A 16,651-nucleotide genomic window follows, 5' to 3' on the forward strand; every position below is an offset into this window, starting at 1 on the left:
CGCATCGGACAGATACTAGCCCGCATGCTAAGTTGCCTTAATTCGATGGTGCGCTGGCGGAATTTCGGGATCAACCGCAACCGCCGCACCAGCCGGCTTTCGCTTCACTCGGCGCGCAGGGCATCCAACGGCTTCAGGCGGGCGGCTTTAACCGCCGGCGCCACGCCGGCCGCGGCGCCGATCGCCAACGACACGGCAAACGCCAAACCGATATAATTCCAGGCCAACTGCACCGGTAAAGCCGGCAGCAGCACGGCCACCAGTTTCACGACGCCGACGCCCAACCCAACCCCGCCGGAACCGCCGGCCAGACTGAGCAATACCGCTTCCGCAAGAAACAAACGGAACACGGTGCCGCGCTCGGCGCCGATCGCGCGCAACAAACCGATTTCCGCCACCCGCTCCGAGACGGCAATAGTCATGATCGTCAAAATCCCGACCGAGCCGACCAGCAGCGAGATCCCGCCCAACGCCGCCACCGCCAACGTCAGCACGCTCAATACCGAGTCCATCTTCTCCAGCATCTGGTTCTGAGTGACGATGGTAAAATCCTCCGCGCCATGCCGGGCCAACAAGCGGTGCTTGACGGCCTGCTCGACCCGTTCCGCGCTGGCGTCTCCCCGGTACAACACGTCGATTTCCATCAGGCCTTGGCGGTCGAACATCTCCATCGCCCTGGCGCTGGGAATAAACACCGTGTCGTCCAGATCGAAACCCAGCATCTGGCCCTTGCTATGCATTACGCCGACCACGCGAAACCGGTCGCTGCCGATACGGATACGCTGCCCTAACGGACTGGCTTCGCCGAACAATTCCTGCCGCACTTTACTGCCGAGTACCGCGAACGGCCTGGCATTATCGGCACCTTCCTCAGGCAGAAAGCGGCCGCTGTCGACTCCGATCCGCCACACTTGCGGCAATGCCGGCCCGACGCCGAACACATTGCTGCGCCGCTGCTTGCCGCCGGCTTCGATTCTGGCATTGCCTTGCACCAAAGGCATCGCCGCCAACACGGATTCGACCGACTGCAGACTTTCGGCATCGGCCGCCGTCAACGGCCTGACCGTACTGATGGTCGCGCCCGACAAGCCGAAGGTGGTGGTCTTACCGGGATAGACCGCCAACAAATGGGTACCGAACTGGGTGAACTCGCCCAAGACAAAGCCGTGGACGCCGCGGCCGATCGAGGTCAAGATCACAACCGCGGCAATGCCGATGATCAGCCCCAACGCAGTCAACAACGAGCGTTGTTTATGGCTAGTAATACTGCCCAGCGCCAGCTTGAATAAGTCTTGCCAAACCATCGCTCAACGCCTGCTCAAAGCCGCGACCGGCTCCAGCGCCGCGGCTCGCCGCGCCGGCATCACGCCGAACACCAATCCCGTCGCCAATGCCACCGCTAACGCCGCCAACATCGCCCAAGCCGGCAATGCGACCGGGAAATTCGGAAACCACCACTGCAGCGCCTCGATGCCGATCCGCCCCAGCAGACTGCCGCACAACGCACCGGCCAGCGACAACAGGGCGGCTTCGCACAGGAACCAGCGCAGCAATTGGCCGCGCGTGGCCCCCAATGCCTTCAGCAAGCCGATTTCGGCGGTACGCTGGCTGACGCTGACCAACATCACGTTCATGACCAACACGCCGGCCACGGCCAAACTGACCGCGGCAATGCCGGCCACGGTCAAGGTCAATGCAGTCAGGATTTTGTCGAAGGTATTGACCACGCTGTCCTGGGTGATGATGGTCACGTCGTCTTCCCCTTCGTGGCGTAATTTGATGATCGCCCGCACTTCGTCGACCGCTTTATGCATCGCCGCCTCGGAATGCGCTTCGATCAATATCCGAAACAACGAATGGCTATCGAACAAGGCCTGCGCCGAGGCCACCGGCACGATCACCAACTCGTCGAAACCGGTGCCTATCGACTGGCCCTCCTTGGCCAAAACGCCGACGACCCGAAAGCGGCGGTCGTTAATGCGTAGCCACTCGCCGACGGCCTTACGCCGAGCAAATAATTCGTCGGCAATTTTTTTACCGATCACGCACACCGGCAGCTCCTTATCCGCTTCGGCTTCCGGCAAAAACACGCCTTGTGCCATCGTCAAATGCCGCACCCGCAGCAACGAATGGGTCGACCCCATAATATTGGTTTCCCGCTCCAGCCCGGCCACCGACACCGGCGCCGAACCGATACTGACCGGAGCGATTGCCGCGACCTGGCGGCTGCGGAATAAGGCCGCGGCGTCGTCCAGCGTTAAATCGCGCGGCGTTTCGCCGAATAGCGGCGGATGGCCGCCGGTGGTTTCGTTCCGGCCAGGCAAAACGATGACCAGATGCGTACCCAGCGACTCGAATTCATGCACCACATAGCGCCGGGCGCTATCGCCCAACGCCGTCAAGACGTTGACCGAGGCCACGCCGATGCTCATCGCCAGGATAATCAGCGCGGCCCGCAACGGTTGGGTGCGGATGGCCTTGACGGCCTGGATCAGTAAATCTCGGTGCAGCATGGCCCTTGCCGATACGGTGTTGGCAACAGTTTACCCCAAGCCGGCGCCGGCGCCTGTTGCCGGCCGCACGCACATTCGCATCAAGACGATTTAGCGCTTGTCCTAGCCGCGAGGCTGAACGCCGCCCGCTTTGGCCGGAATCGCGCATAGTTCAGGCCTATTCTCGCCGTAAACCCGCGGTTATAACCTGGAAAACCTGCCGCCACGACATCGCCGGCAATGTTTAAAAACCGCGCGAAATTAATTACCCGAAAACCGGCCAAACTACCAGTCCGGATAATATTTTATGGTATAAACAATTGCCGATATAACTCGCCATAAAATCACCTTAAAATACGCCAAATAACACAGTTTAATAAAGACCGCTATATGCCGCACCCCGCCATAATAACTGCCGGACATTATAAAATCGATCAACACGATTTGCCGTTGCAACAATTGCCGGACCAATCCATACAATCGCTACCCGACTTACTAGGCAGCGGCCATACGGCGGTGTACCAGCTCGACGCCGATCTGAGTTACATCGAGACCCGCTACACGCCAAACCGCGACTTGGCGATCTCGACCCACATCGACCGCCAGGAACCGCGCCTGGTCGTCACGCTGGGCATGCAAGGCGGCTCGCGCTTCGTCGAGCAAGGCGGCGAGGCTATCGTTTTCAACCAAGGCTATACCTCGATCACGGCCTTCAATTGCAGTAACGGCGAATGCCAATACCGCGCCGATACCGAACTGGTGCAGTTACGTTTTTCGCTGACGAAAACCCGACTTGAGCAATATATCGGCGAATCCGCCGCGGCGCGTTTATTTAATAATGGCGACGTCAAATTACTAAGTTATAAACCCATTTCAAACTCGGCATTAATTGCCGCCAGACAATTAGCCGCATGCAATATTGCGCCACCTTTGAAACGCATGTTTATACACGGCCAGGCCATGTCGATATTAGCCGCAGAAATGCACCACCTCTGGCAAAATACTCCGGACAGCCAATACCGCTTTACCGAAAAAGATCGGGCCTTGGCCTACGCGGCGCGCGCCATTTTAATTAACGAATTCCGCACGCCGCCGTCGGCCGCGCAATTAGCCAAACGCATCGGCAGCAACCAATTCAAATTAAAACAATTATTCCACCATTATTTCGACAACACGCCGTACGGCATTGTGCTGGATACTAAAATGCATACGGCTTACCGTTTGCTGGAAACCGGCGCTGGCCATATCGATGCCGTTGCCGAATTAGTCGGATATAATCACGCCAGTAATTTCAGCGCTGCCTTCAGCAAATATTTTGGAATCCCACCTCGCCAAATCGCCAAACCCGCCGGTGCGCCGCCCAAGGGAACCAATCCCGTGTAAAGCCAACGGACCGGCGTGAAAGATAATTTTCCGCCGCCAAACTCCAGAACTTTAATTCGCCGCGGCCTGCTGGATATGGTGCTGGCCTGCCTGTTGTTTTCGTTGATGAATGCCAGCGTTTATGCGGTCCGTTGGTTCGATGCGGCCTTAGCGGCCGGTGTGATCAGCTTTTTCCGGATTCTGGCCAATTTACTGATCCTGCTGTTACCGGCCTTGCTTCGCGGCCGGGCCAAGGCGCTGTTCGGCGATGGCCGGCCCTCGCTATGGTTGCGCGGCCTGTTCGGCGCGTCGGCATTAATGCTGTCGTTCGCCGCTATAGTCCGCATCGGCCCCGGCGAAAGCGCGTTTTTAACGGCCAGCAGCGGCATATTCGTCGCATTGTTGGGGCAACCGATTTTGGGACAGCGCAACTCGCTGCGCGCCTGGCTGGCGATTATCGGCGCGTTTAGCGGCGTATCTTTGTTGTTCGATATTGACGACAGCCACAATCTGCTGGGCCAATCGATGGCGCTGCTCTCCGGCCTGTTATCGGCACTGGCGTATTTGATGGTGGCCCGGGCCGGCCGCAGCAACCCGCCGCAAACGGTGATTTTTTATTTCTGCCTGGTCGCATTGCCGTTGCACGCGCTTTATTTCGCGGTTTTCGGCGCAGAACTGCCGCAGGCTTACCCGGTCTGGGGCTTGCTATTGCTGGTCGGCATTTTCGGCAGCGGCGCCCAGCATTTCATGACCCGCGCCTACCAACGGGCACCGGCCGCGCTGGTCAGTTCGATCGGCTATCTGGCGCCGGTTTTGAGCCTGGTCTGGGCGGTAGTCCTGTTCGGCCAGATTCCGGCCCAAAGCGCTTTGCTTGGCGCGGCGCTGATCGCCGTGTTTGGCGTTTTGTTGCCGTTTTTGCGCTAAAGCCCCTAATCGGCCAAGCGGCCGTCGACGATTTTAAGCTGGCGTCCGGCTCGCTCGCCGATTTGCCGGTCGTGGGTAATCACCATCAGCGTCACGCCCTGCCGGTTCAGGTCTTCCAATAGATTAACGATATCCCGGCCGGCCTTGCTGTCCAGATTGCCGGTCGGTTCGTCGGCCAACAGAATCGGCGGCCGCATGACCATGGCTCGGGCGATGGCAATACGCTGCAATTGGCCGCCGGACAACTGGTTAGGCCGGTGCTCGGCACGGTCGCTCAGGTTGACCTCGGCCAGGGCCTGCTGCACCCGTTCCCGGCGTTGCTTGGGATCGATTCCGGCCAGAACCATCGGCATTTCCACGTTCTCGGCCGCGGTCAGCCGCGGAATCAAATGAAAAAACTGGAACACGAAACCGATGTTATCGCGGCGGGTACGCGCCAATTCGTTGTCGGTTTGGCGGGTGACATCGCGGCCGTTCAGCCAATATTGGCCGGCGGAAGGCTGATCCAGCAAGGCGATGATGTTCAGCAACGTCGATTTGCCTGAGCCGGACGGCCCCATTACCGAGACATATTCGCCGGCGGCGACGGCCAGATCGATGCCGTTCAAGGCATGCACGGTCTGCTCGCCGACCTGGAAACGGCGTTCGATGCCGCTGAGCCGGATCATGGCTTGGCGCGCACCGTCGCGCCGGCGGCCACGCCTTCCTTACCCAGCGACAACACCACCCGGTCGCCGGCCTGCAATCCGCTCAATACTTCGGTGTAATTCCAGTTGGTCAGCCCCGCTTCGAAGCTGCGTTCGCGCAACACGTTATCGGCACCGACCAGCAACACCCGATTACCTTCCAGGATAGCTTCGGCCGGCAGCCGCAGCGCCTGGTCTTTACTGGCCAGCAGCACTTCGATATCGGCACTGTAACCGGGCAGCAATTCGGCCAGATCTTTCGGCTCGCGTAACGTCACTTCCACTTCCACGGTCCGCGCCTGCTTCTCCTTTTCCAGCACATAGGGCGCGACCCGAGTCACGACGCCGGAACAGCGTTTGTCCGGAAACGCGTCCAGCGAGACGCAGGCCGGCATGCCGGTTCTAATCCGGGCCACATCGACTTCGTCGATCGGCGCCGACACGGTCAGGCAACTGAGATCCAGCAAATCGATCGGCGGCAGCGTCGGAATGCCGGGCGGCGACGGCGTAACGAATTCGCCCAGTTCGGCGTTGACTTCGGCCACGGTGCCGTCGAACGGAGCCCTGACCAAGGTGCGCTGCACGGCGGCTTCGGCGACGGCCAACTGGGCCTCGGCCACGCCGATAGTGCGTAACGCGGCCCGGCAGGCCGCACGCTGCGACTTACCGCCGGTTAGCGACTTGTCCACCTGTTCTTCCGACACCACGTTATTGCGCTGTTGCAATTTGCTCATCCGCGCCGCCTCGCGCTCGGCACCGCCGGCCAATTGGCAGGCTTGTTCGGCGTTGGCCCGGCTGGTTTGAATTTGCGCTTTTTGCAACGCGACCTGCGCCTTCAAATCCTGGTTCCATACTTCCAGCAACACTTGGCCCTGGCCGACCTTGTCGCCTTCCTTGACGTGCAATGCGGCGACTTGGCCGCCGGTAGCCGGCGCCAGATAGGCCCGGCGGCAGGCTTTGACGGTACCGACCCGGGTATTGGAGACGCTGGCCCGCACTTCGCCTGCGGCCAAGGTATAGGTGTCGACTTCCAGCGGTGGCGGGCGGCGGGCATAGATAAAGGCAATGCCGGCCAGCAACAATGCAGCGGCAATTAGCAGTTTTTTTCCAGTCATACGAGGCGTGGTCCAATGGGCTTTGCCGGCTAGCCTACCGTGTCGCGGCAGGATTTTCAAAATGGCGCCGGCAGGGCCACTTTCAGTTGGCTGCCGGATTCCGGGCTCTCAAGCTGAACGAGATCCGGGTTTCCTGGCCGGCCAAGTCCAGAAAGCGGTTGAATTCGGCGAATTTGGCGACCGGCACTTCCGCCCGCGGCATTTGCAGATCGGTATAAGCGGTGACGCTGTCGCCGTCCTGGCGGTAATACCGGTGCAGGGAACCCCATTGCGACAGGTAATCGGCTTTCGGGCCGACATTGCCGACGCTTTTCCCGGCTGGTAGCCGATAGCGGATTTCGCTACGGTAATGGATGCCCTTGAACGAGTACGGATAGTATTGGTTACGGGACCTGACGTCCTTCGCCAGCGAATTCAACCAGGGTTCGTAATCGCGGTAGATTTTCAGTAAAGCCGGATCGAACACGTTACGGTATTCGGCGGTCGACGCTAGCGTTATACCGGCGTCAGGCGTATCCAGCCCTTGGGCGCTGAACGCCGGCTTTACTTTATCCCCCATCACCGAACGGTAATCGTCTTGTAGCCAGCGCTCGCGTTCTTCCTGCGACTTGACCGCCAACGCCCGCCGCACTTCCGCCGCCCAATGGGTATCGTAAGTCCGAGCCAGGCTTTCCTGCACGCTGCCGTCTGGATGCAGACGGTTATCGGCCGTGGTTTGCGCCACCCAGGTGAAGGTTTCGCTGGCCAGATTATGCGGCGCTTTGGCATCGCGCCCGACCGCCAAAGCCACCGCGCCCTGCAACGCGTAAGGCAAACGGCCGCCGCCGGTGTCGGGATCGGTCAAATCCACGCAGATTTCGCCGGCCTGCACCGACTTCACGCAGGCCAGCATATGGTTGAAGTAAACCCCGCTCGGCAACAACAGTTTGGCCAGCGACATCCGCCCGGTCGAAGCCAGCACCGGATACGCGTCCAGTCCGGCGTTGCGGGCCAGATCGACGAACAGCATGGTCTTGTCCTTGCAATCGCCGAACCGGCGCTGCAACGTCGCCGCGGTCGGCCTGGGAATAACGTTGCCCTTGCCCCGCTCCAGCCCGACGTAACGGATCTCGCGCGCCACGAAGCCACTCAAGCGGCTGACGATATCCTTAACATCGCGGGCATCGCCGCGCAAACGCAACGCCAAGTCCGCGATGCTGCCGTCCCGGCTCAAGGCCGGCTCTGCAAGTTTGTCCATACTCGCTGCGACCGCCGTCCAACTGGTCGGCTCGGCCAGCACCAATACCGGCAACAGGTCGAAAGCGGACGGCATCTGGCTGTCGACCGGAAGAGGCGCGGCGGCGGCCGTGGTCGCGCAAACCAATTCCTGCTTGCCTTGCCGGCAATCCAGCTTCGGGTAGTCGGTTTGCCAAGCCGGCTGCGGCACCGCAACATCCCAGCGGACTTCGGCGCGAAAACGTTCCAACGGGTAAAAATTGGCGGGAAACAAGGTGCGCGCCCACGGCATCGGCAATTTATTGCGGTCCGACACGATCTTATAGCGCAACACCGCGATACTACCCGGCCGCAGTTGGGCAAACGGCACCGTCACGTACACGGTGTCGGTGAATATGTTGTAGACATTCTGGTTGTTGAGTTGCAGCGTATTCGGGTCGATGTCGGCGATAGCGCCGTCCGGCTGCACCACGTAGGCGGCTTCGATTTCGGCGCGCTGGTGGTTGGCGTCCAACCAGAAGCCGTTGTTGCCGTCGCTCTCTACGCCTTTCGCCGTCAAATACAACTGGGCGACGCTAACGGTTTCCTCTATCTGGCGGTCGCGGCCGAGATACAGCTGGTGAGTTTCGTCGACGGCCACGCTGCCGTAACCGAGCTGTTTCAGTTCCGCAATCCGCGCCGCCGCCGGCGCCAGCGCCGCGTAGTCACTATGCTCGACCCGCGGCACCCAGCGCACCAGATCCGGCGCATAGCCGGCCAATTTCAAATCGCGCCCGGCCGCCGCATAGGCCGCGCCATGCCACCAGCACAGGGCGGCCAACACTAAAATCCTCATGATTCGTTCCCGCCGGCAGCCAAACGAAAACTTTCGACCAATTGCGCCGCACTGGCGTTCGCCAGGTTACCGGCGTGGCTGACCACTTCGAATACCCGTTCCGGCGTCAATACGGTCGCAACCAGCAGCGGCGAATCCCGCGACGTCAGCGGCCCCTTGTAACTGTAGCGCGCCAACGACATCGGAATATTGTCGCTGCCGTCCGCGAAGCGCCGGGTCTCCTGCATCTCGTAATCGTTCCAATTGGCGGCGACCAAAGCCTGACGCTGGTCGACGAAGCCGTCCAGGCTTTGCTGCTGGCTGGGACTGATGCGCACCACCACCCATTCGCCGCTGGTGCGATTGACCAGTTCGATATCGGTATCTGGGTACAAGGTGCCGCGCTCGACCACGCGCCACTGGCTGTCGGGTATCGTCAAAAAATAATCGGCGCCGGGGCCGGCAACCTGCTGCTGCGCCGCCAACGCCGGGGCGGCGAAGTAAGCGAACTCGGTTTTGCTGCCCAGCAAACCCAAGACGATCAAAGGAGCGCCGGCCAAAAACACGCTGCGCTGACGCCAGGTATAACGATCGGGCGGCGCCCGCCACTGCGCAGGCTGCGCAGTGCGCAACCGATTCATCCAGGCGTTCAACACCAGCCAGGGTATGGACGCCAGCAGGCAACTGAGCAGGAACAAAAATTGCGGTATCGCGAAATTGGCCAACGTCGCCGCAACCAACATCAACGCCAAGGCCGCCGGCGATAACTTGAGCGCCATGCCGCCCGCTTGCGCCAAGCGCCCGGCTTGCCGGGCAACCCGGTAAAACACGTTGAAATTGTAAAGCGGAATCAACATCTGCCAGGCGCAGCGCCGCGGATTCAAGTGCGAGCCGGCCAATACCGCTATATCGCTGGCAATCCGGTACATTAAAAACGGTGCATACAACGTCGCGCTGAACAGCATCAACCACAGCAAGCGCCAATTACTATGCGGCGGGTAGAGCAAAAGCGGGGCGTTTGCGGCCGGGCCGGCCGGCTCGGGACTGATCGCGGCCGCCGGTTCGAATTCGGCAAAACCGTGAACGGCCCGCCACCAGCGCCGGTGGCGTTGGTGGCCGCGCCAAAACAGCGGCAAAGCCGCCAACGTCGCCACTGCGGCGACTACTCCAGCTCCCAACATCGTATTGGGATTGGCGGTACGGTAACCCTCGTACAGCACCGACAACATCAACACGGCCAAAGCCAACAGCACGTTGCCGGCGACAAACCAGGCTCCGCCCCGGTAACGTTTTAGCGCTGCGTAGCCGCTGTACCATGCGATCAGGCCGAACCCGGCCGGCGCCAGGTAAGCCAGTGCGTCGCCTGCCGCCGGCGATTGCCCGGCCCCTACGGCGGACCAAACCGTTACTGCCAGATAAAGCAAACTTTGCGCGTACAAACCAAAGCGGCCCTTTTTGCGATGATGTTCTTCCATGTCCGTTCCGAATGAATAAAGCCTGCCGGCTACTGCCGATTCGAGCGCGATTCCGTAGGACCAGCCTCGCGCCACTCAGCACAAACTCTAAAATGAAACCGGACATTTGACAAACCGATTTATCGGCGAGCCGGCGCCAGTCCGAAATTTCGCACTTTGCTTGGTCACGGCGGTCGTAATCGACAGCATTGAAAGGTTTGTGAAAGCTTTTCGGGATAGACTGGATACCAATCCATAAATTTACTGGGAGAATACGCCGCCACATCCGGCTACGGTTGTTCGGCAAGCCTGTAAGGACTTAACCGCAGCGTCCCGTACGCCCCCAATCCAGTTCGGGCAATCGCGGCTTGTTCATCCCGGCCAATACCATCAGGAGTGCGCTATGTCCCACCAACCATTTAGCAATTTGCCGCAGGCCGACTGGCACGCAATCTCGGCGGACGAGGCGCTGGAACGGCTCGACTCGGACCGCCGCCACGGCCTGACGAGCGAAGCAGCGCAACAGCGCCTGAAGCGGTTCGGCCGCAACCGCTTGCCCAGCCGGCGCGTCCGACCGGCATGGCTGCGCTTCCTGATGCAATTTCACAACGCCTTGATATACATCATGCTGGCGGCCGCGGCGACCACGGCATTCCTCGGCGACCTGGTCGATACCGGCGTGCTGCTGGCCGCGGTTCTGGTCAACGCCATCATCGGTTTCATTCAGGAAGGCAGAGCCGAACAAGCGATGGACGCGATACGGCATATGTTGTCGCTGCGCACCAGCGTGATCCGAAACGGCGTGCGTATCGAAATCGAAGCGGAGGCGCTGGTACCCGGCGACTTGGTCCTGCTGGCTTCCGGCGACAAGGTGCCGGCCGACCTGCGTTTGATCGCCTGCAAGGGGCTGCGCGTCAACGAAGCCATCCTGACCGGAGAATCGGCAGCGGTGGAGAAAACGCTGGCGCCGGTAGCCGCCGACGCATTGCTGGCCGACCGGCTCTGCCTGCTCTATTCCGGAACGCTGGTGGCGTCCGGCCAGGCGACCGGCCTCGTGGTCGCCACCGGCGTCAATACCGAACTGGGCCGCATCAGTACGATGCTGGAAAACGTACAGGCGGTGACCACGCCCTTACTGCGCCAGATCGCCGGCTTCGGCCACTGGTTGGCGCTGGTCATCGTAATCATGTCCGCGGCGACATTCCTGATCGGCGTGCTCTGGCACGGCCATTCGCCGCAAGAAATGTTCATGATGGCGGTGGCGCTGGCCGCTTCGGCAATCCCGGAAGGCCTACCGGCGATTATGACCATCACGCTGGCGCTCGGTATGAAACGCATGGCCAGACACAACGCCATTATCCGCCACTTGCCGGCCGTGGAAACGCTGGGGTCGGTGACCGTTATCTGCTCGGATAAAACCGGTACGTTGACCCGCAACGAAATGACGGTACAGCGCCTGGTCACGGCGAACCGGATTTTCGACATCGGCGGCGGCGGCTATTCTCCGGAGGGCGGCGTCTTTTTCAACGGCGAACTGGCCAGCGCCGAGCAATACCCCGAATTGCAGCAGATCGCCCGCGCCGCGGTATTGTGCAACGACGCCGAACTGCGTAAAAACGCCGACGGCATTTGGCAGATCGAAGGCGACCCGACCGAGGGCGCGTTACTGGCCTTCGCCGCCAAAGCCGGCGCCGACCTTGACTGGACCCGCCGTAACCATCCGCGCGCCGACGTGATTCCGTTCGAATCCGAACACAGGCTGATGGCCACGCTGAACCGCAACCACGAGGGCCAAGCGGCCATCTACGCCAAAGGCGCACCCGAGCGGATTTTGGCGATGTGCGGCCAACAATTCGGCACCGATGCTGCGGCAGTCAATGTCGAATACTGGCAACAAGCCGCCGGCGAAGCGGCGGCACTCGGCCTGCGCTTGCTGGCCATTGCCGCCAAACCCGCCGCATCCGGCCAGTACGACCTCAGCTTCGCCGACCTGGAAGGCGGTTTCGAATTGCTCGGTGTGGTCGGCATTATCGATCCGCCCCGCGACGAGGCGATTTCGGCCGTGGCGGCCTGCCAACGCGCCGGCATCAAGATCAAAATGATTACCGGCGACCACGCGGATACCGCCCGCGCCATCGGCGCGCAACTGGGCATCGGCCGCAATCTGTCGGCCTTGACCGGCGCCGATATCGAATCGATGGACGATCCGCAATTGCGCGAGGTGGTCAACGACGCCGACATATTCGCCCGCGCCAGCCCCGAGCACAAACTGCGTCTGGTGCAGGCCTTGCAGGCCGGCGGAGAAGTGGTGGCGATGACCGGCGACGGCGTCAACGACGCACCGGCCTTGAAACGGGCCGACGTCGGCGTGGCGATGGGTTTGAAAGGCACCGAAGTCGCCAAGGAGGCGGCCGACATGGTCCTGGCCGACGACAATTTCGCCACCATCGCCAACGCAGTACGCGAAGGCCGCGGCATTTACGACAATATCCGTAAATTCGTGCTATTCATGCTGCCGACTAACGGCGGCGAAGCGCTGGTCGTGATCGCGGCCATTCTGTTCCAATTGACCTTGCCGCTGACGCCGGCGCAAGTGCTTTGGATCAATATGGCCACATCGAGCACGCTGGGTTTGGCCTTGGCCTTCGAGCACCCGGAACGCGACGCGATGCGCCGGCCGCCGCGCAGCCCCGAAGAGTCCTTGTTGTCCTGGTTCTTCGCCTGGCGGGTGTTGATGGTTTCCGTGCTGATCATGGCCGGCTCGCTCGGTTTGTTTTTATGGGAAATCGAACGCGGCTCCAGCCTGGAAACGGCACGGACCATGGCAGTCAGCTCGGTCGTGGCCGCGGAAATGTTCTACCTGGTCAACAGCCGTTATATTTACAAATCCGCACTATCGCTGGAAGGGCTGTTCGGCAACCGCTACGTGCTGGTCGCGATATTCGCCTGCGCCTTGCTGCAACTGACCTATACCCACGCCGGGCCGCTACAGGCGCTGTTCGGTTCCACCGACCTGTCCTTAGAAGAATGGAGCAAAGTGTTACTGGCCGGCGCCGGCGTGTTCGCCGTAGCCGAGTTCGAAAAAGCCGTGCTGCGCGGCGCGAAACGGTTAAAGCGCCACAGAGCGGCCACGCGCGCCGAATCGCAACAGCCGCCGCAGCAACGGCCGATTTCCGTGCCGCGTTCGCTGTTGGCCGCAGTCGACTTTTCCGACGACGCCGGCAATGCGGCGCACCAGGCCGCCCTGCTGGCCGCCACCCATAACGGCGTGCTGAAATTGTTGCATGTGGTGGACGAGACCTCCTTGAATGCGGTGGCCGAATTGATCCGTTCGCACGATGCCGCCGAAGCCAAACTCGTCGCGGATGCCCAACATAGGCTGGACGAGGTCAGAACCGAAATCGCGCGGGAAACGCAAGTGGCCGCGGTGTCGCGGGTCAAAATCGGCCGGGTATTCGACGAAATCCTGTCTGCCGCCGAACGCGCCGATTTGCTGGTGCTGGGTGCGCGCGGCGCCAATCCGATCCGCGACATGTTATTGGGGTCGACGACCGATCGGCTGCTGCAGGTTTATCAAGGCTCGGTGTTGGTCGTGAAACGCCCGGCGCAGGCGGCGTACCGCAGAGTGCTGGTACCGGTGGATTTCTCGCCGCACTCCGTGGCGGCACTGAAAACCGCAATGCTTATCGCACCCGACGCCGAAATTTGGCTAATTCACGCCTTTACGATACCGTTCGCCGGCGAACGCCATATCGTCGACCAACTCGATGCGGAAATGCAGCGTTATTGCGAAGAGGCCAGACAACATGCCTACAGCAAGATCGGCAATCTGATGCAGCAGACCGCGAGCGGGCAGGATTGCTTTGTCCGCCTGGTCGAACCCGGCAGCCCGGCCGCGGTAATTTTGGCCAAGGAAGCGGAGTTTCAAGCGGACTTGATCGTGATGGGCAAACAGGGCCAATCCATCGTCAAGGAAATGCTGATCGGCAGCGTAACCCGGCACGTTCTGGCCGATTCGAAATGCGACGTTCTGATTGTGCGCTGACCGCCGCGGCCGGCCTCGGGCCGGCCGCGTTGAAGGGGTAAGCTAAAGGAAAGCTAATTTTTCGAGGACGGCGAAGACGCTTTTGCCAGCCACTCGGAGAATTTGCCGAAAATGTAATGGCTGCCGCGCAGAGAAAGATGGTCGTCGTCGTAAAAGTAGGACACGCCGTCTTCCAAGCCGGCTCCGCATGACGACTCGTCGCACAAGTATTCGTAGGCCGGGAATATCTTGATCCGGTTTTCGGTAGCGGCATTGATCGAGCCGACCGCATGGCGGTAGTTGGTATTTCTCTGGTCGAAAGATTTGCGCGGGACGATGCAATCCGGACGCTCTTTGTCGGTTATTTTTATCGGCCGGTCTTCGACGCAACTCCTGGCTTCCACGCCTATTTCAGGAACGTCCTCGACAAAAATGACCTGCTTGCCGAATTTTAGAATCTCGTTAATCGAGGCCACATAACCGGAAATAAATCGGTTGTAGTTTTCCGGCAGCAAGTCGTTCGGGTCCTTGATGATGCGGTAGGTATTTTTCTTCTCGACGTCGCCATAGCCGGAGCCATCGACATACATCGCCCCGCGGGTGGCAAACACCACTTGCTGGATCGACGGAAAGTCTCTGAGCACCTTTAACACGATCGGCATCACGACTCTACAGCGCGAGGCCTTATCCGAGAATTCTTCGTACGGATTGATCGCAACCAAATCGACAAAGGGCAAACAGCCGTTTACCGCCACCAACGCCAAATCGTTGGCCCCTTTCGATATCGAATCGTAAACGAATTGCGCGGCGTGGCTGTCGCCGACCACCAAGGTTTTCGGGGTCGCCGTGGTAAAACGACAAATCAGAGACTCGTAACTGGCGCCCAATTCGGCTTTGCAAATGTCGTCGACCCAATCGTCCGGCGTGTTGAACAACACCGTGCCTTTTACGTCTGCGAACAGCTTGGTTTTACTCGGTGCATCGGCTTGGCGAAATTCGAAACCGTCTTTCAAGTAAGAGAAGTAACCGATGTTGCCGATGATTAACATCATGCCCATCAGCACGGCGGTTTTGGATTTATTACCCTTGCCGAAACGTATCGGCTGCTCGACCAGCCGGTACGTCAGCCAAGCCAATAAGACGGACAACGCCACCGCGACCAACCGGATATTGACGCTAGGCACTTCCGTTTCCAGAACCCGGGCAAAGGACAGCAAAGGCCAATGCCACAGATAAAGCGGAAAACTGATCACGCCGACCCAAACCGCCAGCCGGTTGGACAAAACAGTCCGGTTAAACCAGGCTTGCGGCCCGGCCGAGATAATCAAAACCGCACCCAGCATCGGAATCACGGCCCATTTGCCGGGAAAGTAGAAATTGCGGTTGATGATGGAGAATCCGTAAACCAGCAGAAACAAACCGATAAACGATAGCGCGTTGGCCAGCGTCCTGCCGTCGGCTTCGTGCGTTTCGCGGTACACCACGCTCGCCAACCAGGCATCGAGTTTGGCCCGGAAAGGTGCGTAGGCGCCTTTGCGGTAGAGGGCGAGCCAAGCCAACATGCTGCCGCACAGCAGTTCCCAGAACCGGGTCTGCGGCGAATAGAACGTGGCGACGCTATCCAAGCGTATTCCCCTCATGTTCAGGTAAAAAGACACCAGCGCGACCAACACGGTGACGGTCAAAATATTGAAGTTCCGCCGCCAAGCCAGCCAAATCAAGAAAGGCCAAACGATATAAAACTGTTCCTCTATCCCCAAGCTCCATAAATGCAGCAACGGCTTGGTTTCCGCCGAATAATCGAAATAACCGTCTTCGCCCCACAATATAAAGTTGGAGACGAAGCCGGCGCCGGCGGCGATATGCTTGCCCAGCTCTTTGTATTCGTCGGCAAATAGCGCAAACCAACCGAACGCATAGCTCGCGGCCAATACCAAAATCAGCGACGGAAAGATGCGTTTGACCCGGCGGGCGTAGAATTCGCCGAAACTGAAAGTTCCTTTTTCCAGGTTTTGAAAAATGATGCTGGAAATCAGGTAGCCGGAAATGACGAAGAAAATGTCGACACCGATAAATCCGCCTTTCAAACCGTTGGGAAAGGCGTGAAAAACGACGACGGAAAGCACCGCGACGGCACGCAAGCCGTCGATGTCGGGGCGGTATTTGATGTGGAGCAGGTGGGGATTGGCAGAAGTCATGAAGTCTCGTCTCGCTAAGCCAGGCTCGGATTCGTCCTAAGCCTGCTGGCACGAGGAGGCTCTGGGCGGCGTGGTTCCTGGAAATTGTTGGTCGTTCCAACTGTAAGTTTCCGGTCAGCCCCTTTATCCGGCGGCCAGGCTTTGAGGATAGGCAGCGCCTGTTCCTCGATACCTCTTGCCGCCAAACCACTCCCGCGGAGAACAGTTATCGGATTGCTACAGTCCCGGTTCGGAAACGGCATCGCCGGAACGGCGAAAAGGCGACATTTCCAATTCGGTCGCGCGATCTTAGCACCGTTTTCCTGATAAACAATGTGAAATTTGCATGATTAATTGCACTGAATCACGTTCTGAAATAAGCCAAACA

At 59.8% G+C, this 16,651-nt stretch carries 10 protein-coding genes; 3 read left to right on the plus strand and 7 right to left on the minus strand.

The annotated features are described in order from the left end of the window. Positions 1–104 precede the first annotated feature (104 nt). A complete protein-coding gene (locus VXJ35_RS21080) occupies positions 105–1,304 on the minus strand; it encodes an ABC transporter permease (RefSeq protein WP_064023064.1) in 1,200 nt (399 codons plus the stop codon). A 3-nt stretch (positions 1,305–1,307) separates the two neighbouring features. Next, the gene (locus VXJ35_RS21085; RefSeq protein ID WP_064023065.1) at positions 1,308–2,513 is read right to left on the minus strand and encodes an ABC transporter permease; all 1,206 of its coding nucleotides are present in this window, start codon (positions 2,511–2,513) and stop codon (positions 1,308–1,310) included. A gap of 369 nt (positions 2,514–2,882) precedes the next feature. Between VXJ35_RS21085 and VXJ35_RS21090 the strand changes: the two genes are divergently transcribed. Further along, a complete protein-coding gene (locus VXJ35_RS21090) occupies positions 2,883–3,875 on the plus strand; it encodes a helix-turn-helix transcriptional regulator (RefSeq protein WP_064023066.1) in 993 nt (330 codons plus the stop codon). A 15-nt stretch (positions 3,876–3,890) separates the two neighbouring features. Beyond that, the gene (locus VXJ35_RS21095; RefSeq protein ID WP_231914802.1) at positions 3,891–4,778 is read left to right on the plus strand and encodes a DMT family transporter; all 888 of its coding nucleotides are present in this window, start codon (positions 3,891–3,893) and stop codon (positions 4,776–4,778) included. Positions 4,779–4,783: 5 nt separating this feature from the next. On the opposite strand, the gene VXJ35_RS21100 is transcribed toward VXJ35_RS21095, so the two are convergent. The 4 genes from VXJ35_RS21100 to VXJ35_RS21115 form a co-directional block, all read right to left on the minus strand. Beyond that, the gene (locus tag VXJ35_RS21100) at positions 4,784–5,446 is read right to left on the minus strand and encodes an ABC transporter ATP-binding protein (protein ID WP_064023067.1); all 663 of its coding nucleotides are present in this window, start codon (positions 5,444–5,446) and stop codon (positions 4,784–4,786) included. Beyond that, positions 5,443–6,579, minus strand: coding sequence for an efflux RND transporter periplasmic adaptor subunit (locus VXJ35_RS21105; protein WP_064023068.1), 1,137 nt, complete (start codon positions 6,577–6,579; stop codon positions 5,443–5,445). The genes VXJ35_RS21100 and VXJ35_RS21105 overlap by 4 nt, the downstream gene beginning before the upstream one ends. 82 nt (positions 6,580–6,661) lie before the next feature. Further along, positions 6,662–8,629, minus strand: coding sequence for a DUF3857 and transglutaminase domain-containing protein (locus VXJ35_RS21110; RefSeq protein ID WP_064023069.1), 1,968 nt, complete (start codon positions 8,627–8,629; stop codon positions 6,662–6,664). After that, on the minus strand, positions 8,626–10,083 hold the full coding sequence (locus VXJ35_RS21115) for a hypothetical protein (RefSeq protein ID WP_064023070.1): 1,458 nt from the start codon (positions 10,081–10,083) through the stop codon (positions 8,626–8,628). The genes VXJ35_RS21110 and VXJ35_RS21115 overlap by 4 nt, the downstream gene beginning before the upstream one ends. A 382-nt stretch (positions 10,084–10,465) precedes the next feature. Between VXJ35_RS21115 and VXJ35_RS21120 the strand changes: the two genes are divergently transcribed. Then, a complete protein-coding gene (locus VXJ35_RS21120; protein ID WP_082881031.1) occupies positions 10,466–14,107 on the plus strand; it encodes an HAD-IC family P-type ATPase in 3,642 nt (1,213 codons plus the stop codon). Positions 14,108–14,160: 53 nt separating this feature from the next. Here VXJ35_RS21120 and VXJ35_RS21125 read toward each other — a convergent pair whose 3' ends face one another. Beyond that, on the minus strand, positions 14,161–16,284 hold the full coding sequence (locus VXJ35_RS21125; RefSeq protein ID WP_064023071.1) for an acyltransferase family protein: 2,124 nt from the start codon (positions 16,282–16,284) through the stop codon (positions 14,161–14,163). Between the last annotated feature and the right edge of the window lie 367 nt (positions 16,285–16,651).

It is taken from the genome of Methylomonas sp. DH-1 (genome assembly GCF_046097555.1).
Lineage (GTDB): Bacteria > Pseudomonadota > Gammaproteobacteria > Methylococcales > Methylomonadaceae > Methylomonas > Methylomonas koyamae.